The organism is Streptomyces sp. NPDC088261, assembly GCF_044740805.1.
In the GTDB taxonomy this organism is placed as follows: Bacteria; Actinomycetota; Actinomycetes; order Streptomycetales; family Streptomycetaceae; genus Streptomyces.
The window spans coordinates 82,970-106,435 of the sequence record NZ_JBIURL010000009.1; the positions used below are offsets into that span (position 1 = coordinate 82,970).

Here is a 23,466-nt window from a genome sequence, read left to right on the forward strand (position 1 = left end):
AGGAAAGAGTCGATCCCTCTCAGCCTACGTCGGCGGCGCCCAGCCGTTCGCCCGGGGCGATCCGTACCCCGCGGGCCCAGTCGGCGGCGCGCATCGGCTTCTTGCCCTGCGGCTGGACCCACAGCAGCTCGACGTCGTGCGAACCGGTCCCCACGTGCACGGCGTTCTTGCCCACGGCCAGCTCGCCCGCGGCCAGTTCCGTACGGCCGGGGAACAGCCCGAGCTGGATCAGCTTGAGCCGCTCGCCCCGGAAGACCGTCCAGGCGCCGGGGGCGGGGGTGCAGGCGCGGACGACCCGGTCGACGCGGAGCGCGGGCGCCCCCCAGTCGACGTGCGCGTCCTCGACGGTCAGCTTGGGGGCGAGCGTGATGCCCTCGGCGGGCTGCGGGCGGGGCTTGAGGGTGCCGTCCTCGATGCCGTCCATGGTCGCGGCGAGCAGTCCCGAGCCGGCGAAGGCGAGGCGGGTCAGCAGGTCGCCGCTGGTGTCGGTGGGCCGTACCGCCTCGGTGATCACCCCGTAGACCGGCCCCGAGTCGAGCCCTTCCTCGATCTGGAAGGTGGCCGCGCCGGTCATCTCGTCACCGGCCATGACGGCGTGCTGTACGGGAGCGGCGCCGCGCCACGCGGGCAGCAGCGAGAAGTGCAGGTTCACCCAGCCGTGGGCGGGGATGTCGAGGGCGACGCGGGGCAGCAGCGCGCCGTAGGCGACCACCGGGCAGCAGTCGGGGGCGATCTCCCGGAGCCGGGCGAGGAAGTCCTCGTCGCGGGGTTTCGCGGGCTTGAGCACCTCGATGCCGGCCTCCTCCGCGCGCTCGGCGACCGGACTGGCGACCAGCCTGCGCCCGCGTCCGGCGGGGGCGTCGGGCCGGGTCACGACGGCGGCGACCTCGTGCCTGCCCGAGGCGAGGAGTGCGTCCAGGGCGGGTACGGCGACCTCGGGGGTGCCGGCGAAGACGAGCTTCATCGGTGGCTGACTGCCTCTCGGACGGGTGCGGTGGGCCGCTCGCGCGGTGACCAGCCGGTACGGGGCGCGGGCGACGCACCAGTCTATGCGGCGGCGGGGGTGGGGGCCTGAGGGGGCGTACGTCGTGGCGCGCGCCCCGCGCACATACGGATACGCCCCCGCAGCGTGACCACAACGGCGGGTTACGCGTTGTCAAGGGAGATTGACCTACACGGGCCGCACCGGTGCGGCCCGGATCCTTTTCAACGCCGGTTCGAGAGGCTTGTTCATGGCCGACCACACCACCCACGACGCACAAGCCCGGGCAAGTCTGCACCTCCTGGTGCGGGACATCGAGCGGGTCAGGCGTCAGGTGGACGCGCTGCGCACCCTCACCGCCCAGCTGGGGAACGTCTACCGCCCGCGCCGCTCCGGCCCGTCGACGGGCTTCGTCGTCTACGGCAGAGCCCCCGCGCCGACCGTCCGCCTCGCGCAGGAGCTGCGCGACAGCGTCGAGACCCTGGTGACGGCGGCCGTGGACTTCGACCGCTCGCTGGGCTTCTCCTGGGACGCGGTGGGGTCGGCGCTGGGGGTCACCAAGCAGGCGGTGCACCGCCGTTACGGCGCACGGCGGGCGACGCCGCAGCCGGGGGCGGCGGAGGCGGAGCATGCCGCCGCCGCCCAGGACCCCGCCGCGCCCGCCTCGCCCGCCACGTCCCGGCCGTCCGTGCCGGCCGTCCCGGGCCCGCTGCCGGCGGTCCCGGCGGCGCGCTCGATGCCACCGCAGCCGACGGCGAGCACGCAGTCGCTCCGCGAGGAGACCCGCCCGACCGCGTTCCCGGGCCCTCGGGGCGGCTGAGGGGGGTGTCCTCAATCGCCGGACGGGCTGGAAACGCCCGTCCGGCGCCGCCCACTCCGGCACCGGGCGTCGCGCACTCCACCGGCCGCCCCCACGCGGGTGCGACGCCCCGTCACCCCATCCGGCACTCCTCGCGCCACCCGGGCAACGAAGCAAGCCGGTCCGGACCCCTCACACCCCTCCGCGCACACGCCGATCCCCATCCGGCCCGGCCAACCCATCAAGCCCGTCCGGCGATTGAGGACACAGCGCGGCCGAAGGCAGCGCAACGCCCCGGCGCACCCGAACCCGCAACGCCCCCGCCGCCCCCACCACCACCGACCCGTGGCGCCCGCCGCCACCCCTCACCCGATGTCGGGCGGGTCGATCCTGACCCGCACGGGCGGCTCCGCCCCGCCCCGGGCCAACCGCCCCGCCTGCGCCGCCTTCAGCGCCCCCGCCAGCGCCGCCCCACTCCCCGGCGGCACTCGCAGCAGCGCCCGCTCCCAGACCTCCCCCGGCGGCGGATCGCCGGGCCTGCGCGGCCGGCCGGGGTCCGTCACCGGCAGCGGTACGGGCCCCAGGACCTCCACGTCCGACGGCAGCGCGGCGGAGCCCAGGAACGCGCCGACCGTCTCCGCCCGCCCCGTCACCGCCGCCATCCGGGACACCGGCGGGAACCCCAGCTCGGCCCGCTCCGCCAGCTCGCGCTGCGCGTGCCCCACCGGGTCCCAGCGCACCAGCGCCTGCACCGGCCGCTGCGTCGGCTCGGCGACGATCACGACCGTCCCGCCCTCCCCCTGCCCGCGCACCAGCGACGCCGCCTGCATCCAGCGCCGCAACGCCTCCTCGCCCGCCCGCAGATCGGGCCGCCCCAGCATCGCCCAACCGTCCAGCAGCAGCGCGGCCGCGTACCCGCCGCCCTCCGCGACCGGCTCGGCCCCCGGCGTACTGACCACCAGGGCCGGACGCCCCGGCACCGAGTCGAGGACGTGGTCCCGGCCCGACGTACGGACCGGCACGGCCGGAAACGCCCGTCCCAGCTCCTCCGCCGTCCGCCGCGCCCCCACGATCTGCGCGCGCAGCCGCGTATTCCCGCACTCCCCGCAGCGCCAGGCCGGCTCGCCCCTCCCGCACCACGCGCAGTGCAATTCCCGCTGCTCCGGGGCCTCCAGCGGCCCCGCGCAGTGCCGGCAGCGGGCGGGCGCACGGCACCGTTCGCACGCCAGCCGGGGCACATAGCCGCGCCGGGGCACCTGCACCAGCACCGGGCCCGTCCTGAGCCCCTCCCTGACGGCCTGCCAGGCCAGACTCGGCAGCCGGGCCACCCGCGCGGCCTCGTCCCTGGCCAGCTCGCCGTCCCCGACGGTACGGACGAGCGGAGCCGCCTTCCGTACCTGCTCGCGGTCGGCGGCCAGGGGCAGCGCCCAGCCGGTCTCCACCAGCTGGGCCGCCTCCACCGTGCAGCTCGTACCGCCCAGCAGGAACCCGCACTTGTCGTGGGCCGCGCGCAGCAGCAGGACCTCGCGGGCGTGCGGCTGCGGCGCGTGCTGCTCGCTGTGGCTGCCGTCGCCGTCGTCCCAGAGGGCCACCAGGCCCAGGTTCCGTACGGGCGCGAACATCGCCGCCCGCGTCCCGACCACCGCGCGCACCGACCCGCGCCGTACGGCCAGCCACTCCCGGTACCGCTTCTCGGGACCGGCCTCGGCCGTCAGCAGCGCGTGGTGCCCGGCCCCCAGCAGCTCCGTGAGCGCCTCGTCGACCCGGCCCGCCACCCGCCCGTCCGGTACGACGACGAGGGCGCCCCGGTCGGAGGCCAGCGTGGCCGCCACGGCCCGCGCCAGCTCGTCCGCCCAGTGCGGCCCCGGCAGCGCGGTCCACACGGCACGCGGCGCCCCGCCCCCGGCCAGCGCCTCCAGGAACGCCGCGCCCTTCCCGTACCGCTCCCAGCTCCCCGGCTCCGGCGCGGCGGGCGGCGGCAGCGGATCGGGTGACGGCCTGCTCTCCGCGCGCGCGTTCCTGGGCGGGACGGCCAGCTGCAACACGTCCGCCAGACTCCCCGCGTACCGGTCGGCGACGGCCCGCGCGAGCCCCAGCAGCTCCGGGCCGAGCACGGGCTCGGGCGACACCACCCCGGCCAGCGCGGCCAGCGGCCCGGCGTAGTCGGACTCGGCCCGGCGCTCCACGACGAACCCGTCGATCAGCCGCCCGCCCTCCCGCCGCCCGCCCCGCACCTGTCGCGCCCCGGCCCCGAACCGCACCCGCACCCGCACGCCCGGCTGCGCGTCCCGGTCCAGCTCCTCGGGCACCGCGTAGTCGAAGAACTGGTCGAGGTGCAGCACCCCCTTGTTCACCACCACCCGCGCCACGGGCAACTCCCCCGCCAACGCGGCCCCCCGCCACGTCCGCGGCTTCGCCCGCGGCACCTTGGCCTTCCGCACGGTCTCCCGAATGAACGCGAGCTGCTCAGGCCCGCCCCCCTCTCCGGACCCCTCGGACTGCTCGTCGTCGCTGCTCACAGCTTCATACCTACCAGACCCCACCGACACCGGCGGACCCGCAGCCGACCGGGGACGGCGCGGGGCCGACCGGGGCGTGACCGGGCCGGAACGCGCCGGACCCCGGCCACCAGAGAACGTGGCCGGGGTCCGTCGTGCGGTGCCGGGGGTGCTACAGGCCCGCTGCCTCGCGGAGGGCGTCCACGCGGTCCGTGCGCTCCCAGGTGAATTCGGGGAGTTCGCGGCCGAAGTGGCCGTACGCCGCCGTCTGGGCGTAGATCGGGCGGAGCAGGTCCAGGTCGCGGATGATCGCGGCCGGGCGGAGGTCGAAGACGTGGGCGATGGCCTGCTCGATCTTTTCCGGGTCGACCGTGTGCGTGCCGAAGGTCTCCACGAAGAGGCCGACCGGCTCGGCCTTGCCGATCGCGTACGCGACCTGGACCTCGCAGCGGGAGGCCAGGCCGGCCGCGACGACGTTCTTCGCGACCCAGCGCATCGCGTACGCCGCCGAGCGGTCGACCTTCGACGGGTCCTTGCCCGAGAAGGCGCCGCCGCCGTGGCGGGCCATGCCGCCGTACGTGTCGATGATGATCTTGCGGCCGGTCAGGCCGGCGTCGCCCATCGGGCCGCCGATCTCGAAGCGGCCGGTCGGGTTGACCAGCAGGCGGTAGCCCTCGGTGTCGAGCTTGATGCCGTCCTCGACCAGCTGGTTCAGGACGTGCTCCACGACGAACTCGCGGACGTCGGGCGCCAGCAGCGAGTCCAGGTCGATGTCCGAGGCGTGCTGGGAGGAGACGACGACCGTGTCGAGACGGACGGCCTTGTCGCCGTCGTACTCGATGGTGACCTGCGTCTTGCCGTCCGGGCGCAGGTACGGGATCGTCCCGTTCTTGCGGACCTCGGACAGGCGCCGGGAGAGCCGGTGCGCCAGGTGGATCGGGAGGGGCATCAGCTCGGGCGTCTCGTCGCACGCGTAGCCGAACATCAGGCCCTGGTCGCCCGCGCCCTGCTTGTCGAGGTCGTCGCCCTCGTCACCCGCGGCGGATCCCTCGACACGCTTCTCGTACGCGGTGTCGACACCCTGCGCGATGTCGGGCGACTGGGCGCCGATGGACACCGACACGCCGCAGGAGGCGCCGTCGAAGCCCTTCTTCGAGGAGTCGTAACCGATGTCCAGGATCTTGTCGCGGACCAGCTGGGCGATCGGCGCGTACGCCTTCGTGGTCACCTCGCCGGCCACATGGACCTGGCCCGTGGTGATCAAGGTCTCCACGGCGACCCGGGAGGTCGGGTCCTCCCGCAGGAGCGCGTCGAGAATGGTGTCGCTGATCTGGTCAGCGATCTTGTCGGGGTGACCTTCGGTCACTGACTCCGAGGTGAAGAGACGACGGGACACAACGCTCCCTGGGGTTGCAGCGGCTGCTGGCTCAAACATGGGTGGTTCCGGAACGGCGGGGGGCTGCGCCCCGCGACGCTCCTCGACCACTTTATCGGTCAGATGCGGACACCGGGCCACGTTTCTCGATCCATGAAGGTTTCACGGTGTTCACCGGCGTGGCGCCGGATCCGCCGATCGGGCCCCCTCCGGGGGCAATACGCGGCTTATCCTGCGGTTTTCCCGGGGTTCCGGCCGCGGGAGGCGCGGGCTCCGGCGAAACACCGTCCGACACTCCGCCACAGAGAATTCATGCGTTTCTGGATCGGGGGTCGAGTCCGGCCGGGCCCAGGCGCGGGACGACCAGGTCCCAGACGACGTCCGCGAGCGCTTCCTTGGGGCCGTACGGTACGGGCGTCTCGCCGCCGTCGGCCGCGAGCACCACCGCCTCGTTCTCCTCCGCGCCGAAGGTCCTGCGCTCCCCCACCTCGTTGACGACCAGCAGGTCGCAGCCCTTGCGGAGCAGCTTGCGCCGGCCGTTGGCGAGGACGTCGTCCGTCTCCGCCGCGAAGCCGACCACCACCTGTTCCGGCCGGGCGCGCTCGCCCGCGATCTCGGCGAGGATGTCCGGGTTGCGGACCAGCGCGACGGGAGCGGGCTCCTCGCCGTCCTTCTTCTTGATCTTCCCCGGCGCGTACGCGGCGGGCCGGAAGTCCGCGACGGCCGCCGCCATCACCACCGCGTCCGCGTCCGCCGCCGCCTTCAGCACGGCCTCGCGCAGCTGCACCGCCGTCCCCACGTGCACGACGTCGACGCCCGCCGGGTCGGTGATCCCCGTGTTGGCCTCGATCAGCGTGACCCGCGCGCCGCGCGCCGCCGCCGTACGGGCCAGGGCGTATCCCTGCTTCCCCGACGAGCGGTTCCCCAGGTAGCGCACGGGGTCCAGCGGTTCGCGCGTCCCGCCCGCGCTGACCACGACATGACGCCCGGCCAGGTCGGGCGCGGCCGCGCCACGGGCGAGCACCCGGCGGCAGACCTCGAAGATCTCGCCCGGGTCCGGCAGCCGCCCCTTGCCGGTGTCGGCGCCGGTGAGCCGCCCGACCGCCGGTTCGACGACGATCGCGCCCCTCCGGCGGAGCGTCGCGACGTTCTCCTGGGTCGCGGGGTGCTCCCACATCTCGGTGTGCATCGCGGGGGCGAGGACGACGGGACAGCGGGCGGTGAGGAGCGTGTTGGTGAGCAGGTCGTCGGCGAGGCCGTGGGCCGCCTTCGCGAGGAGGTCGGCGGTGGCCGGTGCCACCACGACCAGGTCGGCGCTCTGCCCGAGGCGTACGTGCGGCACCTCGTGCACGTCGTCCCAGACCTCGGTGGAGACCGGGTGGCCGGAGAGCGCGGACCAGGTGGCCGCCCCCACGAAGTGCAGCGCGGCCGCGGTCGGCACGACCCGTACGTCGTGGCCCGACTCGGTCAGCCGCCGCAGCAGCTCGCACGCCTTGTACGCGGCGATCCCGCCCGCGACTCCCAGAACAACCTTCGGCCTGCCGTCCACCGTGTCTCCTCCTAGGACATGACACACCACAGGCCCGGCAGTCGTACTGCCGGGCCTGGGTGAAAGTGCGGGTACGTGACTGAGCGAGCGTGTACGTGCCTACTGGGCCGGGCCGTCGATGGCCTCGGAGGTCAGCAGACCGGCGTTGATCTCGCGCAGCGCGATCGAGAGCGGCTTCTCGTGGACGTGGGTGTCCACCAGCGGGCCGACGTACTCCAGCAGGCCCTCGCCGAGCTGCGAGTAGTACGCGTTGATCTGGCGCGCGCGCTTGGCCGCGTAGATCACGAGGCTGTACTTCGAGTCCGTGGCCTCAAGCAACTCGTCGATCGGCGGGTTGATGATGCCCTCGGGCGTGGAAATGGAAGAGGACACTCTCTGGCCTTCCGAAGAAAATTCAGGGAAACGCTTAGGGACACTAAGAGGCATCGGCACCGAAGATGCCAACACTAAAGATCATGCAACTGCCATCAAGGCTAGCAGCTCGCGCGCGACGTCCTCGACGGACGTGTTGACGAGGGTCGTGTCGAACTCCGACTCGGCGGCCAGCTCGATCCTGGCGGCCGCGAGCCGTCGCTCGATGACAGGCGCGGATTCGGTGCCCCGGCCGGTGAGCCGGCGCACCAGCTCGTCCCAGCTCGGCGGAGCCAGGAAGACCAGCTGGGAGTCGGGCATCGACTCCTTGACCTGCCGTGCGCCCTGGAGGTCGATCTCCAGCAGTACGGGATCACCCGACTCCAGGCGGTCCAGGACCGCGCGGCGCGGAGTGCCGTACCGGTTGCCCGCGAACTCGGCCCATTCCAGCAGCTCGCCGTTGGCGACCAGCTTGTCGAACTCCTCGTCCGAGACGAAGAAGTACTGGACGCCGTGGCGCTCGCCGGGGCGCGGCTTTCTCGTGGTGGCCGACACCGAGAGCCAGACCTCGGGGTGAACCTTGCGCATATGCGCGACGACCGTGCTCTTGCCTACCCCGGAGGGGCCGGAGAGCACGGTCAGCCGCGGTCGTACCTCTGCTGCCATGCGGCGATTATCCAGGTTCCCGGGAGTGCCCGGGAACGTCAGGAAGCCGCGCCGCCGAACTCGCGCTCCAGGGACGCGATCTGGTTGGAGCCAAGACCGCGCACGCGGCGGCTCTCGGAGATCCCGAGCCGCTCCATGATCTGCTTGGCGCGGACCTTGCCCACACCGGGCAGGGACTCAAGGAGGGCGGAGACCTTCATCTTCCCGATGACGTCGTTCTCCTGGCCCTGCTTGATGACGTCATGGAGGGAAGCACCGGAGTGCTTGAGTCGATTCTTGACCTCGGCCCGCTCCCGGCGAGCCGCGGCGGCCTTTTCGAGCGCGGCTGCGCGCTGTTCAGGGGTAAGGGGCGGAAGAGCCACGCCTACGTCACCTCGGATGTCGAACTGTCGGATACGGACCGGCGCGGGACCTGATCGCCCCGCACCAGGGCGAGCAACGGGCAACGCACTGCACGTTGGCTCTCGACGGAGACTAGCGGCCAAGGCCGCCGGAGTCAGCGAGAACAGACGAAAAGTCCTGGTCAGCATTGATCGGGGGCGACATTCCGGTCATTTTGCCCCACATTTTGGTCAAGAGGGCTCCCGTCGCGTCGCCGACGGGTCCCCGCCAGGTCCCCGCGCGGTCTCCGGAACGTCTCCGTAACGTCCCCGCGAAGCCGTCGTCCGGTCGGGTCCGGGTGCGTACCGGCGCGTCCGGACGTCACGGAGGAGTGTCCCCGGCCGCCGCGACGGCCGTCCTGACCTCCGCCGTGAAGCGCTCGGCCGCCGCGCGCAGCGCCGCGACGTCAGGACCGTGCCGCAGGACACCCCGGCTGACGCTCGGGACGACGTTCCCGGCCGAGGCGCCGAAGACGCCCGGGAGGTCCGCCGGGATCGCGCCCTGCGCCCCGATGCCGGGGGCGAGCAGCGGTCCGTTGACGGCGAGGTCGACCCCCGCGTCGCCCAGCGTGGCGCCGACGACCGCGCCCACCGAGCCGAGGACGGGGGCGCCCCGGTTCTCGGCGGCGATGTGGTCGAGCACCACCTGCGCCAGCGGCCTGCCGTCGGCGGCGGTCGCCCGCTGGACCTCCGCGCCCTCCGGGTTGGAGGTGAGCGCCAGGACGAAGACACCCGCCCCGGAGGCGGCGGCCGCGTCCAGGGCGGGGCGCAGCGAGCCGAAGCCGAGGTAGGGCGAGAGCGTCACCGCGTCCGAGAACAGCGGCGAGTCCCTGTCCAGGTAGGTCTGGGCGTACGCCTCCATCGTCGAGCCGATGTCGCCGCGCTTGGCGTCCATCAGGACCAGCGCGCCGGCCGCCCGCGCCTCCTCGACCGCCTTTTCCAGTACGGCGACGCCCCGGGAGCCGAAGCGCTCGAAGAACGCGGACTGCGGCTTGAGGACGGCGACCCGGTCGGCCAGCGCCTCCACGGTCGTGCGGGTGAAGCGCTCCAGTCCCGCGAGGTCGTCGCCCAGGCCCCAGGCCGTGAGCAGCGATCCGTGCGGGTCGATGCCGACGCAGAGCGGCCCGCGGGTGTCCATGGCCCGGCGCAGCCTGGCGCCGAAGGGCTCGCCGGGCTCCGGGGCCTCCCTCGGTGCGGGCTCCTGGCGTGCGGTCATGCGGTCACCTTCCGGGTCTCGGCGCCGACGGCGTCGGCGAGGGTGGCGTACGGGCTCGTGCGCAGCCGCGCCGCGAGCCCCTGGTGGACCTGGCGGCTCCAGAACGGCCCCTGGTAGACGAACGCGCTGTAGCCCTGGACGAGCGTCGCGCCCGCGAGGATCCGCTGCCAGGCGTCCTCGGCGTCCTCGACGCCCCCGACGCCGACCAGGGTGATCCGGTCCCCCACCCGGGCGTACAACCGGCTCAGGACGGCCAGCGAGCGGGCCTTGAGGGGCGCGCCGGACAGTCCGCCGGTCTCCGCGACGGTGCCGGCGGGCGAGCGGAGTCCCAGGCCGTCCCTGGCGAGGGTGGTGTTCGTCGCGATGATGCCGTCCAGGCCCAGCTCGACGGCGAGGTCGGCGACGGCGTCGACGTCCTCGTCCGCGAGGTCGGGGGCGATCTTGACGAGGAGCGGGACGCGGCGGTCGGTGACCGTACGGTCGGCGGCCTCCCGTACGGCGGTGAGCAGCGGCCGGAGCTGGTCGACGGCCTGGAGGCTGCGCAGTCCGGGGGTGTTGGGCGAGCTGACGTTGACCACCAGGTAGTCGGCGTGGGCGGCCAGCCGTTCCGTCGACAGGACGTAGTCCGCGGTCGCCTCACCCTCGGGGACGACCTTGGTCTTCCCGATGTTGACGCCGACGGTGGTACGGAAGACCTCGCGCCGGGCGGCGAGTCGGGCGGCCACGGCCTCGGAGCCCTCGTTGTTGAAGCCCATCCGGTTGATCAGGGCGCGGTCGGCGACGAGCCGGAAGAGCCGCTTCTTCGGGTTGCCCGGCTGGGGCTGCCCGGTGACGGTCCCGATCTCGACGTGGTCGAAGCCGAGCATCGCCAGGCCGTCCACGCCGACGGCGTTCTTGTCGAAGCCGGCGGCCAGTCCGAACGGGCCGTGCATCCGCAGGCCGAGCGCCTCGGTGCGCAGCTCCGGGTGCCGGGGGGCGAGGAGGGCCGCGGCGAAGGTGCGCAGGACGGGGACGCGGGCGGCGAGGCGGATCCACCGGAAGGCGAGGTGGTGGGCGCGTTCGGCGTCCATCCGCCGGAAGACCAGCTGGAAGAGGAGTCGGTACATGGAGTGGGTGCTTCCTCAAGAGATCACGAAGAGGTCGTGCGGGGGCGTGCGGGAGGTCATGCGCGAGGGGGGACACCGGTTCCGGTGTCCCCCCTCGGGTACGGGCTACTGGTCCTCGCGGGCCGCGATCAGGTGTCGCGCGTGTTCCTGGAGGGACCGGACGCCGACGTCGCCGTGGGTGAGCGCGTCGATGCCCTGGACGGCGGCGGCCAGCGCCTGGACCGTCGTCAGGCACGGGACCCCGCGCGCCACGGCGGCCGTCCGGATGTCGTAGCCGTCGAGCCGCCCTCCGGTGCCGTACGGGGTGTTGACGATGAGGTCGACCTCGCCCGCGTGGATGAGCTGGACGATGGTCTGCTCGCCGTTGGGGCCCTCGCCCTCGAACTGCTTGCGTACGACCCTGGCCTTGATGCCGTTGCGCTTGAGGACCTCGGCCGTGCCGGAGGTGGCGAGCAGTTCGAAGCCGTGGGCCACCAGCTCGCGCGCCGGGAAGATCATCGAGCGCTTGTCGCGGTTGGCGACGGAGATGAAGGCGCGGCCCTTGGTCGGCAGCGGCCCGTACGCGCCCGCCTGCGACTTCGCGTACGCCGTGCCGAAGGCGGAGTCGATGCCCATGACCTCGCCGGTGGAGCGCATCTCCGGGCCGAGGACGGTGTCGACACCGCGTCCGTGGACGTCGCGGAAGCGCGACCACGGCATCACGGCCTCCTTGACGGAGATCGGCCCGTCCAGCGGGAGCGTGCCGCCGTCGCCGTGCGCCGGGAGCAGGCCCTCGGCACGCAGTCCGGCGATGGTGGCGCCGAGCGAGATGCGGGCGGCGGCCTTGGCGAGCGGTACGGCGGTCGCCTTGGAGGTGAAGGGGACCGTACGGGAGGCGCGCGGGTTGGCCTCCAGGACGTACAGGATGTCCCCCGCCAGGGCGAACTGGATGTTGATCAGACCGCGTACCCCGACGCCCTTGGCGATCGCCTCCGTGGACGTGCGCAGCCGCTTGATGTCGTAGCCGCCGAGCGTGATGGGCGGCAGGGCGCACGCCGAGTCGCCGGAGTGGATCCCGGCCTCCTCGATGTGCTCCATGACGCCGCCCAGGTACAGCTCGGTGCCGTCGTAGAGCGCGTCCACGTCGATCTCGATGGCGTCGTCGAGGAAGCGGTCGACGAGGACCGGGCGGGTGGGGCTGATCTCCGTGGACTCGGCGATGTACGAGGACAGGCGCGTCTCGTCGTACACGATCTCCATGCCGCGCCCGCCGAGCACGTACGACGGGCGGACGAGCACCGGGTAGCCGATCTCGTCGGCGATCGCCTTGGCCCCGGCGAAGGTGGTGGCGGTGCCGTGCTTGGGCGCGGGCAGGCCCGCCTCGGCGAGGACCCGGCCGAACGCGCCGCGGTCCTCGGCGGCGTGGATCGCCTCGGGGGGTGTGCCGACGACCGGGACGCCGTTGTCCTTGAGGGCCTGGGCGAGGCCCAGCGGGGTCTGCCCGCCGAGCTGGACGATGACGCCCGCGATCGGCCCGGCCAGCGACTCGACGTGCACGATCTCCAGCACGTCCTCCAGGGTGAGCGGCTCGAAGTAGAGCCGGTCGGAGGTGTCGTAGTCGGTGGAGACGGTCTCGGGGTTGCAGTTGACCATCACGGTCTCGTAGCCGGCGTCGCTGAGCGCGAAGGAGGCGTGCACGCACGAGTAGTCGAACTCGATGCCCTGGCCGATCCGGTTGGGCCCGGAGCCGAGGATGATCACGGCGGGCTTCTCGCGGGGCGCGACCTCGCTCTCCTCGTCGTACGAGGAGTAGAAGTAGGGGGTCTTCGCGGCGAACTCGGCGGCGCAGGTGTCGACCGTCTTGTAGACCGGGCGGACTCCCAGCGAGTGCCTGACCTCCCGGACGACGTCCTCGCGCAGTCCGCGGATCTCGCCGATCTGGGCGTCGGAGAAGCCGTGCCGCTTGACCTCGGCGAGCAGCTCGGGGAAGAGCCGGTCGGCGGCGGCCAGTTCGTCCGCGTACTCCTTGATCAGGAACAGCTGGTCCACGAACCACGGGTCGATCTTCGTCGCGTCGAAGACCTCCTCCGGGGTGGCCCCGGCCCTGATGGCCCGCATGACGGTGTTGATCCGGCCGTCGGTGGGGACCTTGGCGGTCTCCAGCAGCGCGTCCTTGTCGCCGGGCGGACCGGTGAAGCAGAACTGGCTGCCGGCCTTCTCCAGGGAGCGCAGGGCCTTCTGGAGCGCCTCGGTGAAGTTACGGCCGATGGCCATCGCCTCGCCCACCGACTTCATGGTGGTGGTGAGCGTGGCGTCGGCGAGCGGGAACTTCTCGAAGGCGAAGCGCGGGACCTTCACGACGACGTAGTCGAGCGTGGGCTCGAAGGACGCCGGGGTCTTCTCGGTGATGTCGTTCGGGATCTCGTCCAGCGTGTAGCCGACGGCGAGCCGGGCGGCGATCTTGGCGATCGGGAAGCCGGTGGCCTTGGAGGCGAGCGCGGAGGACCGGGACACCCGGGGGTTCATCTCGATGACGATGATGCGGCCGTCGTCGGGGTTGACGGCGAACTGGATGTTGCAGCCGCCGGTGTCCACCCCGACCTCGCGGATGATCGCGATGCCGACGTCCCGGAGAGTCTGGTACTCACGGTCGGTCAGCGTCATCGCGGGCGCGACGGTGATCGAGTCGCCGGTGTGCACGCCCATCGGGTCGAAGTTCTCGATGGAACAGACGACGACGACGTTGTCCTTCTTGTCGCGCATCAGCTCCAGTTCGTACTCCTTCCAGCCGAGGATGGACTCCTCCAGGAGCACCTCGGTGGTCGGCGAGAGCATCAGTCCCTGGCCGGCGATCCGGCGCAGCTCCTCCTCGTCGTGGGCGAAGCCGGAGCCGGCACCGCCCATGGTGAAGGAGGGGCGGACGACGACGGGGTAGCCGCCGAGCGTCTCCACGCCCGCGAGGACGTCGTCCATCGTGTGGCAGATCACCGAGCGGGCGGACTCGCCGTGGCCGATCTTCGCGCGGACGGCCTCGACCACGCCCTTGAACAGCTCGCGGTCCTCGCCCTTGTTGATCGCCTCGACGTTGGCGCCGATCAGCTCGACGCCGTACTTCTCCAGGACACCCTGTTCGTGCATGGAGATGGCGGTGTTGAGCGCCGTCTGGCCGCCGAGGGTGGGCAGCAGCGCGTCGGGGCGCTCCTTGGCGATGATCTTCTCGACGAACTCGGGGGTGATCGGCTCGACGTACGTGGCGTCGGCGATCTCCGGGTCCGTCATGATCGTGGCGGGGTTGGAGTTGACCAGGATGACGCGCAGGCCCTCGGACTTGAGGACCCGGCACGCCTGGGTGCCGGAGTAGTCGAACTCAGCGGCCTGGCCGATGACGATCGGTCCCGATCCGATGACCAGGACGGACTGGATATCGGTGCGCTTAGGCACGCTGGTCCTCCATCAGGGATGTGAAGCGGTCGAAGAGGTACGCGGCGTCGTGCGGGCCCGCGGCCGCCTCCGGGTGGTACTGGACGCTGAACACCGGCCGGTCGAGCAGCCGCAGGCCCTCCACCACGTTGTCGTTGAGGCAGACGTGGCTGACCTCGGCGCGGCCGTACGGGGTCTCGGAGACCCGGTCGAGCGGGGCGTCGACGGCGAAGCCGTGGTTGTGCGCGGTGACCTCGACCTTGCCCGTCGTCCGGTCCTGCACGGGCTGGTTGATGCCCCGGTGGCCGTACTTGAGCTTGTACGTGCCGAAGCCCAGCGCGCGGCCCAGCAGTTGGTTGCCGAAGCAGATGCCGAAGAGCGGGGTGCCGCGCTCCAGGACGCCCTTGACGACGGTGAGGTCGGCGGTGGCGGGGTCGCCGGGGCCGTTGGAGAGGAAGACCCCGTCGGGGGAGGTCGCGTAGACGTCGTCCAGGGTGGCGGTGGCGGGCAGGACGTGGACCTCTATGCCGCGCTCGGCCAGCCGGTGCGGGGTCATGCCCTTGATGCCGAGGTCGAGGGCGGCGACGGTGAACCGCCTGGTGCCGATCGCGGGCACGACGTACGGCTCGGTGGTGGTGACCTCCGAGGACAGCTCGGCGCCGCTCATCTCGGGGGCCCGCAGGACACGGGCGAGCAGCGCCGCGCCGTCCGCGACGCCCTTGCCGGAGGCGCTGTTGAGCGCCTCCCCGGAGAAGATGCCGACGCGCATCGCGCCCCGCTCGCGCAGGTGGCGGGTGAGGGCGCGGGTGTCGATCCCGCTGATGCCGACGACGCCCTGGGCGGACAGTTCGTCGTCCAGCGAGCGCCGCGAGCGCCAGTTGGACGGGACGCGCGCGGGGTCCCGTACGACATAGCCGGACACCCAGATGCGGCGGGACTCCTGGTCCTCGTCGTTGATCCCGGTGTTGCCGACGTGCGGGGCGGTCATCACGACGACCTGGCGGTGGTACGAGGGGTCGGTGAGGGTCTCCTGGTAGCCGGTCATGCCGGTGGAGAACACCGCCTCGCCGAACGTCTCCCCCACGGCCCCGTAGGCGCGGCCGCGGAAACTGCGGCCGTCCTCCAGGACGAGCACGGCGGGAGACGCCTTGTCACGGGCGGATCCCCGGGGGGAGGTGGTCATGATGCGCCTTCCGTCGTGGTCGAGTGGTTCATGGAGTTCATGACGACGTGGTTGATCGCGGCGACCCATTCCGCCTGCTCGGCCGACCGGTCGGACCGGAAGCCGGAGTCGATCAGCCGGTCGCCGTGCTGCCAGGTGACGATCAGCAGGCCGCCCTCGGCGAGGACCTTGCCGGCGATGCCCTTGTCGAGCCGCGCCTCGCGCAGTTGGGCGGCGGGGACGAAGAAGTCGGTGGCGCCGGGGCGTACCACGTCCAGTCCGGCGTCGGTCAGGGTCAGTTCGACGCGGCTGCGGGTGCCGAGCCCGTGGGCCACGATCCGGTCGAGCCACTGCCCGGCGGTGGTGGAGCCGTGGTAGCGGCCGGTCAGGGCCAGCCGGGCCTCGCCCGGGGTCTCCGGGGCCGTGGGCAGGTCCGGGACGTCGGACTGGAGACTGCCGCGCCATTTCCAGCCCTGCCGCATCAGCCAGTAGACGAGCACGACGAAGAGCAGCAGGCCGGCCACCCAGCCGATCCTGGCGGCCCAGTCGGTCACCTCCGCCGACTTCTGCTCGGCGGCCAGGGGGATGAAGAGGTTCGCAGTTGTCACGCTTGTCACGCCAGATTCCCGTCGACGACCGTGGCGCGGCCCCGCAGGAAGGTGTGGGTCACGCGTCCCGGCAGTTCACGCCCCTCGTAGGGGGTGTTGCGGCTGCGGGAGGCGAAACCCGCGGGGTCCACGACACCACGGTAAGCCGGATCGACCAGGGTGAGGTTGGCGGGCTCGCCTGCCGAGACGGGCCGGCCGTGTCCCTCCAGGCGGCCGATCCTGGCCGGGCGGAACGACATGCGGTCCGCGACCCCCGCCCAGTCGAGCAGTCCGGTGTCGACCATCGTCTGCTGGACGACGGAGAGCGCGGTCTCCAGGCCGACCATGCCCATGGCCGCCGCGGCCCACTCGCAGTCCTTGTCCTCGTGCGGGTGCGGGGCGTGGTCGGTGGCGACGCAGTCGATCGTGCCGTCGGCCAGCGCCTCGCGCAGGGCCAGCACGTCGGCCTCCGTACGAAGGGGCGGGTTCACCTTGTAGACCGGGTTGTACGACCGTACGAGCTCGTCCGTGAGGAGCAGGTGGTGCGGGGTGACCTCGGCGGTGACGTTCCACCCCTTGGACTTGGCCCAGCGGACCAGCTCGACGGAACCGGCCGTGGAGAGATGGCAGATGTGCACCCGCGAGCCGACGTGCGCGGCGAGCAGGACGTCGCGGGCGATGATCGACTCCTCGGCGACGGCGGGCCAGCCGCCGAGGCCCAGTTCGGCGGAGACGACGCCCTCGTTCATCTGCGCGCCCTCGGTGAGGCGGGGCTCCTGGGCGTGCTGGGCGACGACGCCGTCGAAGGCCTTCACGTACTCCAGCGCCCGGCGCATGATCACGGCGTCGTCCACGCACTTGCCGTCGTCGGAGAAGACCCGGACGCCGGCCGCCGAGTCGTGCATGGCGCCCAGCTCGGCGAGCTGCTTGCCCGCCAGGCCGACGGTGACCGCGCCGACGGGCTGGACGTCGCAGTAGCCGGACTCGCGGCCCAGCCGCCAGACCTGCTCGACCACTCCGGCGGTGTCGGCGACGGGGAAGGTGTTGGCCATGGCGTGGACGGCCGTGAAGCCGCCGATCGCCGCCGCCTTCGTGCCGGTGAGGACCGTCTCGGAGTCCTCGCGGCCCGGCTCGCGCAGGTGGGTGTGGAGGTCGACGAGACCGGGCAGCAGGACCAGCCCGTCCGCCTCGATCACGGTCGCGTCACCGGCGTCGAGGCCGGCGCCGACCTCCGCGATCGTCTCGCCGTCGATCAGGACGTCCCGCACCGCGCCACCGAGCACCCGTGCGCCCCGGACAAGGATCTTGGTCATGGTTACTTGTTCTCCTCGGTACGGGCGTGGCTGACGGCGGGCTCGTTGCCGCCCAGCAGCAGGTAGAGCACGGCCATGCGGATCGACACACCGTTGGCGACCTGCTCGACGGCGGTGCAGCGGTCGGAGTCGGCGACCTCGGCGGTGATCTCCATGCCGCGGTTCATCGGGCCGGGGTGCATCACGACGGAGTGCCCGGGCATCCGGGCCATCCGGTCGCCGTTCAGGCCGTAGCGGCGGGAGTACTCCCGCTCGGTGGGGAAGAAGGCGGCGTTCATCCGCTCGCGCTGCACGCGCAGCATCATGACGGCGTCGGAGGCGGGCAGCACCTGGTCCAGGTCGTAGCTGACCTCGCAGGGCCACCGCTCGACGCCGATGGGTACGAGGGTGGGCGGCGCGACCACGGTGACCTGGGCGCCCAGGGTGTGCAGCAGCAGGATGTTGGAGCGGGCGACCCGGCTGTGCAGGACGTCGCCGACGATCGTGACCCGGCGTCCTTCCAGGTCACGGCCGATGCCCTGGTCGGCGCCGACGAGGCGGCGGCGCAGGGTGAACGCGTCGAGGAGGGCCTGGGTGGGGTGTTCGTGGGTGCCGTCGCCCGCGTTGACGACGACCCCTTCGATCCAGCCGGAGGTGGCGAGCCGGTAGGGGGCGCCGGAGGCGCCGTGCCGGATGACGACGGCGTCCGCGCCCATCGCCTCCAGGGTCAGCGCGGTGTCCTTGAGCGACTCGCCCTTGGAGACGGACGAGCCCTTCGCGGAGAAGTTGATGACGTCCGCGGAGAGGCGCTTGGCGGCGGCCTCGAAGGAGATCCGGGTCCGGGTCGAGTCCTCGAAGAAGAGGTTGACGACGGTACGGCCGCGGAGGGTGGGCAGTTTTTTGATGGGCCGGTCGGCGACCCTGGCCATCTCCTCGGCGGTGTCGAGGATGTGGACGGCTTCGTCGCGGGTGAGATCGCCGGCGGAGATGAGGTGGCCGGGCGTGCGGGGGCTTGTCCCTGGGAGACGCAGCATCGGGTGTCTGCTCCGGAGGTGGTGGCGGTGTGCGGGCGCGCGAGCGCTGCCGTACGGGTGGGTCGGATTTCGTACGGGAGCTGCGGCTACCGCTCGCCGGACGTGGCGGGCCCGCGCAGGCCGAGCAGGACCGTGTCGCGCCCGTCCTCCTCGGCGAGCTGGACCTTGACCGTCTCCCGCAGCGACGTGGGGAGGTTCTTGCCGACGTAGTCGGCGCGGATCGGCAGTTCGCGGTGGCCGCGGTCGACGAGGACCGCGAGCTGGACGGCCCGGGGGCGGCCGATGTCGCCGAGCGCGTCGAGCGCCGCGCGGATCGTACGGCCGGAGAAGAGCACGTCGTCCACGAGGACCACGAGGCGTCCGTCGACCCCGTCGGCGGGGATGTCGGTGCGGCCCAGCGCGCGGGCGGGCCGCATGCGCAGGTCGTCGCGGTACATCGTGATGTCCAGGGAGCCGACCGGGATCGTACGGCCGGTGATCTCCGCGAGGCGGTCCGCCAGCCGTTGGGCGAGGTGGACACCGCGGGTGGGGATGCCGAGCAGCACCACGTCGTCGGCGCCCCTGGCGCGTTCGACGATCTCGTGGGCGATACGGGTCAGGACCCGGGCGATGTCGGGGGCCTCCAGCACGGGGCGGGCGGCCTCGGAGCTGTGGGCAGGGCTGTGCGAGTCCATTGGAAACGGACCTCCTTCTCCGCCTCACGGGACGGATCTTAAAGGACGTCGAAATTGCGCCACCCACGTTAGCAGGGCACGGTGGAGTGCCTGGTGGCGCCCCTGCGGGGGACGGGCCGCGAGGCTGTGCGGAAGGGCGGTACGGACCATTCGGCTTGACGCATCCAAGTAACGCTGCGTAACCTCACAGTGAGTTACCAGACTTCGTCCGGGGAGCTATATGTCCAGCGAATACGCAAAGCAGCTCGGGGCCAAACTCCGCGCCATCCGCACCCAGCAGGGCCTCTCGCTCCATGGCGTGGAGGAGAAGTCCCAGGGCCGCTGGAAGGCCGTCGTGGTCGGTTCGTACGAGCGCGGCGACCGTGCCGTCACGGTGCAGCGCCTCGCCGAGCTGGCGGATTTCTACGGGGTCCCGGTGCAGGAGCTCCTGCCCGGTACGACGCCCGGCGGCGCAGCCGAGCCGCCGCCGAAGCTGGTCCTCCAGCTGGAGCGCCTGGCCCACGTCCCGCAGGAGAAGGCAGGCCCTCTCCAGCGTTACGCGGCGACGATCCAGAGCCAGCGCGGGGACTACAACGGCAAGGTGCTGTCGATCCGCCAGGACGACCTCCGCACCCTCGCGGTCATCTACGACCAGTCGCCGTCGGTCCTGACCGAGCAGCTGATCAGCTGGGGAGTCCTGGACGCGGACGCCCGCCGTGCCGTCGCGCACGACGAGGGTTGATCCTCCGCCCCACGCAAAACAGCAGAAACGTCACCTCGGGAGGACGGACCCGCACGCCGGGTCCGTCCTTCCGGCGTGCTCGGCCGGGGTACGGCGCACTCCCGGGGCGTGCGAGGCGGCGTGAATCCGTCCCACGGCACCGCCACCGGCCTCCGGGCCCGCGGCCGGGCATCCGGGCGCGGACGTGATCCAGGGGGGCGCACACGGGCTCCAAGAGGCGCGGAGCGGGTTGCTCCGCGCGCCCCCGGTCCCCGCCGCCACCAGGACCGCGCGGCCTCCACCGGCCAGGACGGCACGGACTCCCCCGGCCAGGACCGCACGGCCCCCGGACGGACGTCGCCGGGCAGGCTGACGGTCAGCCTGCCCGGCGGCGGGAAGCACGGGAGCACGGGCGGGCCCGCGGACGCCCTCAGGGCGTGTCGGCAGGCCGGCGCAGGCTCGGCTTCAGCTCCTTGAAACGGCCCAGGAGGCCGTTCACGAAGGACGGGGAGTCGTCGGTCGAGAACTCCTTGGCGAGCTGGACCGCCTCGTCGATCACCACGGCGTCCGGGGTGTCGTCCACCCAGACCAGTTCGTACGCGGCGAGCCGCACGATGTTCCGGTCGACGACCGGCATGCGGTCGAGCGTCCAGCCGACCGCGTAGGTGGAGATCAGGTCGTCGATCCGGTCCGCGTACACCGCGTACCCCTCGACCAGCTCCATGGTGTACTCACCGACCGGCGGCTGGCGCTCGTCGGTCCTGGCGTGCCGTATCCAGTCCGCGAGGACCGTCTGCACGGGCGCACCGCGCTGGTCGGCCTCGAAGAGGATCTGGAAGGCCCGCTTGCGGGCCTTGTTCCGGGCAGCCACGGTTAGCTGTTCACCCGGCCGAGGTAGTCGCCGGTGCGGGTGTCGACCTTGATCTTCTCACCGGTGGTGATGAAGAGCGGGACGCCGATCTCGTAACCGGTCTCCAGAGTCGCCGGCTTCGTGCCGCCGGTGGAGCGGTCGCCCTGGAGGCCCGGGTCGGTGTGCTGGACGACCAGCTCGACGGCGGCGGGCAGCTCCACGTAGAGCACCTCGCCCTCGTGCTGGGCGACGCTGGCGGTGAAGCCCTCGATCAGGTAGTTCGCGGCGTTGCCGACGGACTTGCGGTCGACCATGAGCTGGTCGTACGTGTCCATGTCCATGAAGACGTAGTACTCGCCGTCCATGTACGAGAACTGCATGTCGCGGCGGTCAACGGTGGCCGTCTCGACCTTCACGCCGGCGTTGAAGGTCTTGTCGACCACCTTGCCGGAGAGCACGTTCTTCAGCTTGGTGCGCACGAAGGCCGGGCCCTTGCCGGGCTTGACGTGCTGGAACTCGACGACGGACCAGAGCTGGCCCCCGTCGAGCTTGAGCACCAGGCCGTTCTTGAGGTCGTTCGTGGAAGCCACGGTTGCGGAATCTCCTGGACTGAAAGCTGGCGGACGACCAGGGGTGCGCCGCGCTAGAGCGCGAGCAGCTCCTTGGTCGTAATGGTGAGTAGCTCGGGTCCGCCGTCCGCCTCGGGGCGGACGACGAGCGTGTCATCGATCCGGACACCGCCCCGGCCCGGAAGGTGGACCCCCGGTCCGACGGTGACCGGCACACAAGCGTCCAGTTTACCCATGGCGGCGGGGGCGATCTGCGGGTCCTCGTCGATTTCGAGCCCGACGCCGTGCCCCGTACGGGGAGCGAGCCCCTCCGAGTGGCCCGCGGCCTCCAGCGGCTGCCGGGCCGCGCGGTCCACGTCGCGGTATCCCGTGCCGGGCACAAGGACCTCCCGACCTGCCCGTTGTGCGCCAAAGACCAACTCGTACAACTCGATCTGCCACTCGGCGGGAGACGTCCCGATGACAAACGTACGGCCGATCAGACAGCGGTAGCCGCGGTAGTCGGCGCCGAGGGTGACGGACAGGAAATCACCCTCCTCGACCCGCCGGTCCGTCGGCCGGTGCCGCGGCCGGCCCGAGTGGGGGCCGGTGGCGATCGCGGTGGGGAAGGCGGGACCGTCGGCGCCGTGGTCGACCAGCCGGCGCTCCAGCTCCAGGGCGAGGTGGCGTTCGGTGCGGCCGACGAGGATCGACTCCAGCAGTTCGCCCAGCGCGTGGTCGGCGATCTCGGCGGCGATCCGGAGGCAGGCGATCTCCTCCTCGTCCTTGACGATCCGCTGGTGCTCGACGGCGGCGCCCAGGTCGGTGAGGCGCAGTCCCGGCGCGACGGAGCCGATCGCCCGGTGCCGGGTGACGGTGAGGTGGTGCTCCTCGACGGCCAGCGAGTCCACGGCGGACCGGGCGAGCACCCCGGCGGCGGCGACCGCGGGGTCGCCGCCGGCGGTGGGCAGGACGGTGAGCCGCAGCTCCTCGTCGACGTGGCCCTCGGTGGACTCGGGCACGGGGGTACGGGGGCACAGGAGCAGGTCCTCGTCGGGGCCGACGAGCAGCACCGCGCCGGGTGGGGCGCCGCCGGCGAGATAGCGGACGTTGGCGGGCCGCGAGACGAGCGCCGCGGTGTCGCCTGCGGCGGAGCAGCGGTCTCGGAGCCGCGCGCGGCGGGCCGCGTGCACCTGTGACATGGTCCGAGCGTAGGAGGGGGCCGATGTTCCCGCCCCCTCAACGAGGCCGACCGGGGGGGCGCGGCCTGATGGGCGGCGCGGCTGCCTGCCTGTCCTCGCGCCGGACGGACGCGTACGCCCAGGCGGGCGGCGCGGCTTCTTCCCTGTCCTCACGCCGGACGGGCGCCTGCGCCCTGGTGGGCGGCGCGGCTTCTTCCCTGTCCTCACGCCGGACGGGCGCCTGCGCCCTGGTGGGCGGCGCGGCTTCCTGCTTGTCCTCAATCGCCGGACGGGCTTGATGGTGCCCGCTGCGGGCCGGGGCTTTGTCCGCGGGCCGGTTGCCGGGGGCCGGTCAGGGGCCATGTCCTGCACTGCATGTTTTACGTCGCGTGCGCGCCCTCGTTTTGCGTAACGGTAGCCATGCGACACAAAACACGCTTTACGTTCCGGACACGACCCCTGCCCGTCCCCCTTCCAGGCCCGCGTCAAGACAACCGACGGCCCGTCGGGCCTGGGAGCAACCGGTGCCCCGCACCCGGGGGCAACCCGGGCCCGCAACCCGGAGACGCCTCCAGCCCGTCCCGACGCACCCCAGCCCGCCCGGACGCCCCTCTCCAGCCCGTCCGGCCGCACCCCCAGCCCGTCCGGCGATTGAGGACATCTTTGACCCGCACCGGCGCACCGCGCGGGGGCACCATCCAGCCCGTCCGGCGTTTGAGGACATCAGTAAGCCGCGCCCGCGTGCCGGGCCACAACCACCCCCGGGGCGGGCGGGGTCGTTCACTGTTCCCGGCGGCGTGAGGGGGGTGGGGTCGGAGGAGGTGCGTGTGTCCGGACGTAAAGCGTGTTTTGTGTCGCATGGCGATCGTCAATCAATACGACCGGTCGCACGCGACGTAAAACATGCAGTCCGGACATACGTGCCTCCGGAGGCCCCGCCCCCCGCCACCACGACAAACCCAGCCCGTCCGGCGATTGAGGACATCGGTAAGCCGCGCCCGCGCCCCGGGCAGACGCACAAACAAGCCCGTCCGGCGATTGAGGACGAAGAAGGAAGCCGCGCCCACCACCGGGGCGCAGACGCCCGTCCAGCGCGAGGACAAGCGAGACGCCGCGC

Annotated in this window: 20 protein-coding genes; 2 read left to right on the plus strand and 18 right to left on the minus strand. The window is 72.3% G+C overall.

The features are described from left to right. Positions 1 to 19: 19 nt before the first annotated feature. Positions 20 to 964 carry a methionyl-tRNA formyltransferase gene (gene fmt, locus ACIODU_RS19040; protein ID WP_356431142.1) on the minus strand — a complete coding sequence of 315 codons (945 nt, stop codon included), beginning with the start codon at positions 962 to 964 and terminating at the stop codon, positions 20 to 22. A gap of 268 nt (positions 965 to 1,232) precedes the next feature. On the opposite strand from fmt, the gene ACIODU_RS19045 reads away from it, so the two are divergent. Then, positions 1,233 to 1,802: a hypothetical protein gene (locus ACIODU_RS19045; protein ID WP_356431144.1), complete on the plus strand. Its 570-nt coding sequence runs from the start codon at positions 1,233 to 1,235 to the stop codon at positions 1,800 to 1,802. 344 nt (positions 1,803 to 2,146) lie between these two features. Here the strand turns inward: ACIODU_RS19045 and ACIODU_RS19050 are convergent, their stop codons facing one another. The 14 genes from ACIODU_RS19050 to pyrR form a co-directional block, all read right to left on the minus strand. Beyond that, entirely contained in the window at positions 2,147 to 4,300 is a 2,154-nt protein-coding gene (locus ACIODU_RS19050; RefSeq protein WP_401768870.1) for a primosomal protein N', read from the minus strand. Between the two features lie 151 nt (positions 4,301 to 4,451). After that, entirely contained in the window at positions 4,452 to 5,675 is a 1,224-nt protein-coding gene (gene metK / locus ACIODU_RS19055) for a methionine adenosyltransferase (RefSeq protein WP_356431148.1), read from the minus strand. A 289-nt stretch (positions 5,676 to 5,964) separates the two neighbouring features. Continuing rightward, complete coding sequence (gene coaBC / locus ACIODU_RS19060; RefSeq protein WP_356431150.1) at positions 5,965 to 7,203, minus strand: bifunctional phosphopantothenoylcysteine decarboxylase/phosphopantothenate--cysteine ligase CoaBC; 1,239 nt, start codon at positions 7,201 to 7,203, stop codon at positions 5,965 to 5,967. A 99-nt stretch (positions 7,204 to 7,302) separates the two neighbouring features. Further along, complete coding sequence (rpoZ, locus tag ACIODU_RS19065; protein ID WP_023542989.1) at positions 7,303 to 7,575, minus strand: DNA-directed RNA polymerase subunit omega; 273 nt, start codon at positions 7,573 to 7,575, stop codon at positions 7,303 to 7,305. An 81-nt stretch (positions 7,576 to 7,656) separates the two neighbouring features. Continuing rightward, positions 7,657 to 8,220, minus strand: a complete 564-nt coding sequence (gene gmk / locus ACIODU_RS19070) for a guanylate kinase (RefSeq protein WP_161310958.1) — start codon at positions 8,218 to 8,220, stop codon at positions 7,657 to 7,659. A gap of 38 nt (positions 8,221 to 8,258) precedes the next feature. After that, a complete protein-coding gene (locus ACIODU_RS19075; RefSeq protein WP_161310959.1) occupies positions 8,259 to 8,582 on the minus strand; it encodes an integration host factor in 324 nt (107 codons plus the stop codon). Between the two features lie 340 nt (positions 8,583 to 8,922). Then, the gene (gene pyrF / locus ACIODU_RS19080) at positions 8,923 to 9,816 is read right to left on the minus strand and encodes an orotidine-5'-phosphate decarboxylase (protein ID WP_401768875.1); all 894 of its coding nucleotides are present in this window, start codon (positions 9,814 to 9,816) and stop codon (positions 8,923 to 8,925) included. Continuing rightward, positions 9,813 to 10,922, minus strand: a complete 1,110-nt coding sequence (locus tag ACIODU_RS19085; RefSeq protein WP_401768877.1) for a quinone-dependent dihydroorotate dehydrogenase — start codon at positions 10,920 to 10,922, stop codon at positions 9,813 to 9,815. The genes pyrF and ACIODU_RS19085 overlap by 4 nt, the downstream gene beginning before the upstream one ends. A 105-nt stretch (positions 10,923 to 11,027) precedes the next feature. Then, entirely contained in the window at positions 11,028 to 14,342 is a 3,315-nt protein-coding gene (carB, locus tag ACIODU_RS19090) for a carbamoyl-phosphate synthase large subunit (RefSeq protein ID WP_401768880.1), read from the minus strand. Continuing rightward, the gene (locus ACIODU_RS19095; protein WP_401768882.1) at positions 14,335 to 15,504 is read right to left on the minus strand and encodes a carbamoyl phosphate synthase small subunit; all 1,170 of its coding nucleotides are present in this window, start codon (positions 15,502 to 15,504) and stop codon (positions 14,335 to 14,337) included. Before ACIODU_RS19095 ends, carB begins: the two co-directional genes overlap by 8 nt. Further along, on the minus strand, positions 15,501 to 16,091 hold the full coding sequence (locus ACIODU_RS19100; protein WP_401768884.1) for a hypothetical protein: 591 nt from the start codon (positions 16,089 to 16,091) through the stop codon (positions 15,501 to 15,503). Before ACIODU_RS19100 ends, ACIODU_RS19095 begins: the two co-directional genes overlap by 4 nt. A gap of 5 nt (positions 16,092 to 16,096) precedes the next feature. After that, entirely contained in the window at positions 16,097 to 17,383 is a 1,287-nt protein-coding gene (locus ACIODU_RS19105; RefSeq protein ID WP_401768886.1) for a dihydroorotase, read from the minus strand. 2 nt (positions 17,384 to 17,385) lie between these two features. Then, a complete protein-coding gene (locus ACIODU_RS19110) occupies positions 17,386 to 18,396 on the minus strand; it encodes an aspartate carbamoyltransferase catalytic subunit (RefSeq protein WP_356431164.1) in 1,011 nt (336 codons plus the stop codon). Between the two features lie 86 nt (positions 18,397 to 18,482). Then, positions 18,483 to 19,070 (minus strand): bifunctional pyr operon transcriptional regulator/uracil phosphoribosyltransferase PyrR, encoded by a 588-nt coding sequence (gene pyrR / locus ACIODU_RS19115; RefSeq protein WP_356431166.1) that lies wholly within the window; start codon positions 19,068 to 19,070, stop codon positions 18,483 to 18,485. 220 nt (positions 19,071 to 19,290) lie between these two features. On the opposite strand from pyrR, the gene bldD reads away from it, so the two are divergent. Then, positions 19,291 to 19,791: a transcriptional regulator BldD gene (gene bldD / locus ACIODU_RS19120; RefSeq protein ID WP_161310967.1), complete on the plus strand. Its 501-nt coding sequence runs from the start codon at positions 19,291 to 19,293 to the stop codon at positions 19,789 to 19,791. 409 nt (positions 19,792 to 20,200) lie between these two features. Here bldD and nusB read toward each other — a convergent pair whose 3' ends face one another. The 3 genes from nusB to ACIODU_RS19135 are packed head-to-tail and all read right to left on the minus strand — an operon-like array spanning position 20,201 to position 22,370. Continuing rightward, the gene (gene nusB / locus ACIODU_RS19125) at positions 20,201 to 20,641 is read right to left on the minus strand and encodes a transcription antitermination factor NusB (RefSeq protein ID WP_161310968.1); all 441 of its coding nucleotides are present in this window, start codon (positions 20,639 to 20,641) and stop codon (positions 20,201 to 20,203) included. A gap of 2 nt (positions 20,642 to 20,643) precedes the next feature. Then, positions 20,644 to 21,210 (minus strand): elongation factor P, encoded by a 567-nt coding sequence (efp, locus tag ACIODU_RS19130; protein WP_356431168.1) that lies wholly within the window; start codon positions 21,208 to 21,210, stop codon positions 20,644 to 20,646. A 53-nt stretch (positions 21,211 to 21,263) separates the two neighbouring features. After that, positions 21,264 to 22,370, minus strand: coding sequence for an aminopeptidase P family protein (locus tag ACIODU_RS19135; protein ID WP_356431170.1), 1,107 nt, complete (start codon positions 22,368 to 22,370; stop codon positions 21,264 to 21,266). Positions 22,371 to 23,466: the final 1,096 nt, after the last annotated feature.

What these genes read in the sequence shown, in the direction of transcription:
- ACIODU_RS19085 (WP_401768877.1), bottom strand. Translation starts at nt 10,922, where the DNA reads ATGTACCGACTCCTCTTCCAGCTGGTCTTCCGGCGGATGGACGCCGAA.
- fmt (WP_356431142.1), bottom strand. Translation starts at nt 964, where the DNA reads ATGAAGCTCGTCTTCGCCGGCACCCCCGAGGTCGCCGTACCCGCCCTG.
- ACIODU_RS19045 (WP_356431144.1), top strand. Translation starts at nt 1,233, where the DNA reads ATGGCCGACCACACCACCCACGACGCACAAGCCCGGGCAAGTCTGCAC.
- ACIODU_RS19110 (WP_356431164.1), bottom strand. Translation starts at nt 18,396, where the DNA reads ATGCTGCGTCTCCCAGGGACAAGCCCCCGCACGCCCGGCCACCTCATC.
- ACIODU_RS19135 (WP_356431170.1), bottom strand. Translation starts at nt 22,370, where the DNA reads ATGTCACAGGTGCACGCGGCCCGCCGCGCGCGGCTCCGAGACCGCTGC.
- pyrF (WP_401768875.1), bottom strand. Translation starts at nt 9,816, where the DNA reads ATGACCGCACGCCAGGAGCCCGCACCGAGGGAGGCCCCGGAGCCCGGC.
- ACIODU_RS19105 (WP_401768886.1), bottom strand. Translation starts at nt 17,383, where the DNA reads ATGACCAAGATCCTTGTCCGGGGCGCACGGGTGCTCGGTGGCGCGGTG.
- gmk (WP_161310958.1), bottom strand. Translation starts at nt 8,220, where the DNA reads ATGGCAGCAGAGGTACGACCGCGGCTGACCGTGCTCTCCGGCCCCTCC.
- bldD (WP_161310967.1), top strand. Translation starts at nt 19,291, where the DNA reads ATGTCCAGCGAATACGCAAAGCAGCTCGGGGCCAAACTCCGCGCCATC.
- pyrR (WP_356431166.1), bottom strand. Translation starts at nt 19,070, where the DNA reads ATGGACTCGCACAGCCCTGCCCACAGCTCCGAGGCCGCCCGCCCCGTG.
- ACIODU_RS19095 (WP_401768882.1), bottom strand. Translation starts at nt 15,504, where the DNA reads ATGACCACCTCCCCCCGGGGATCCGCCCGTGACAAGGCGTCTCCCGCC.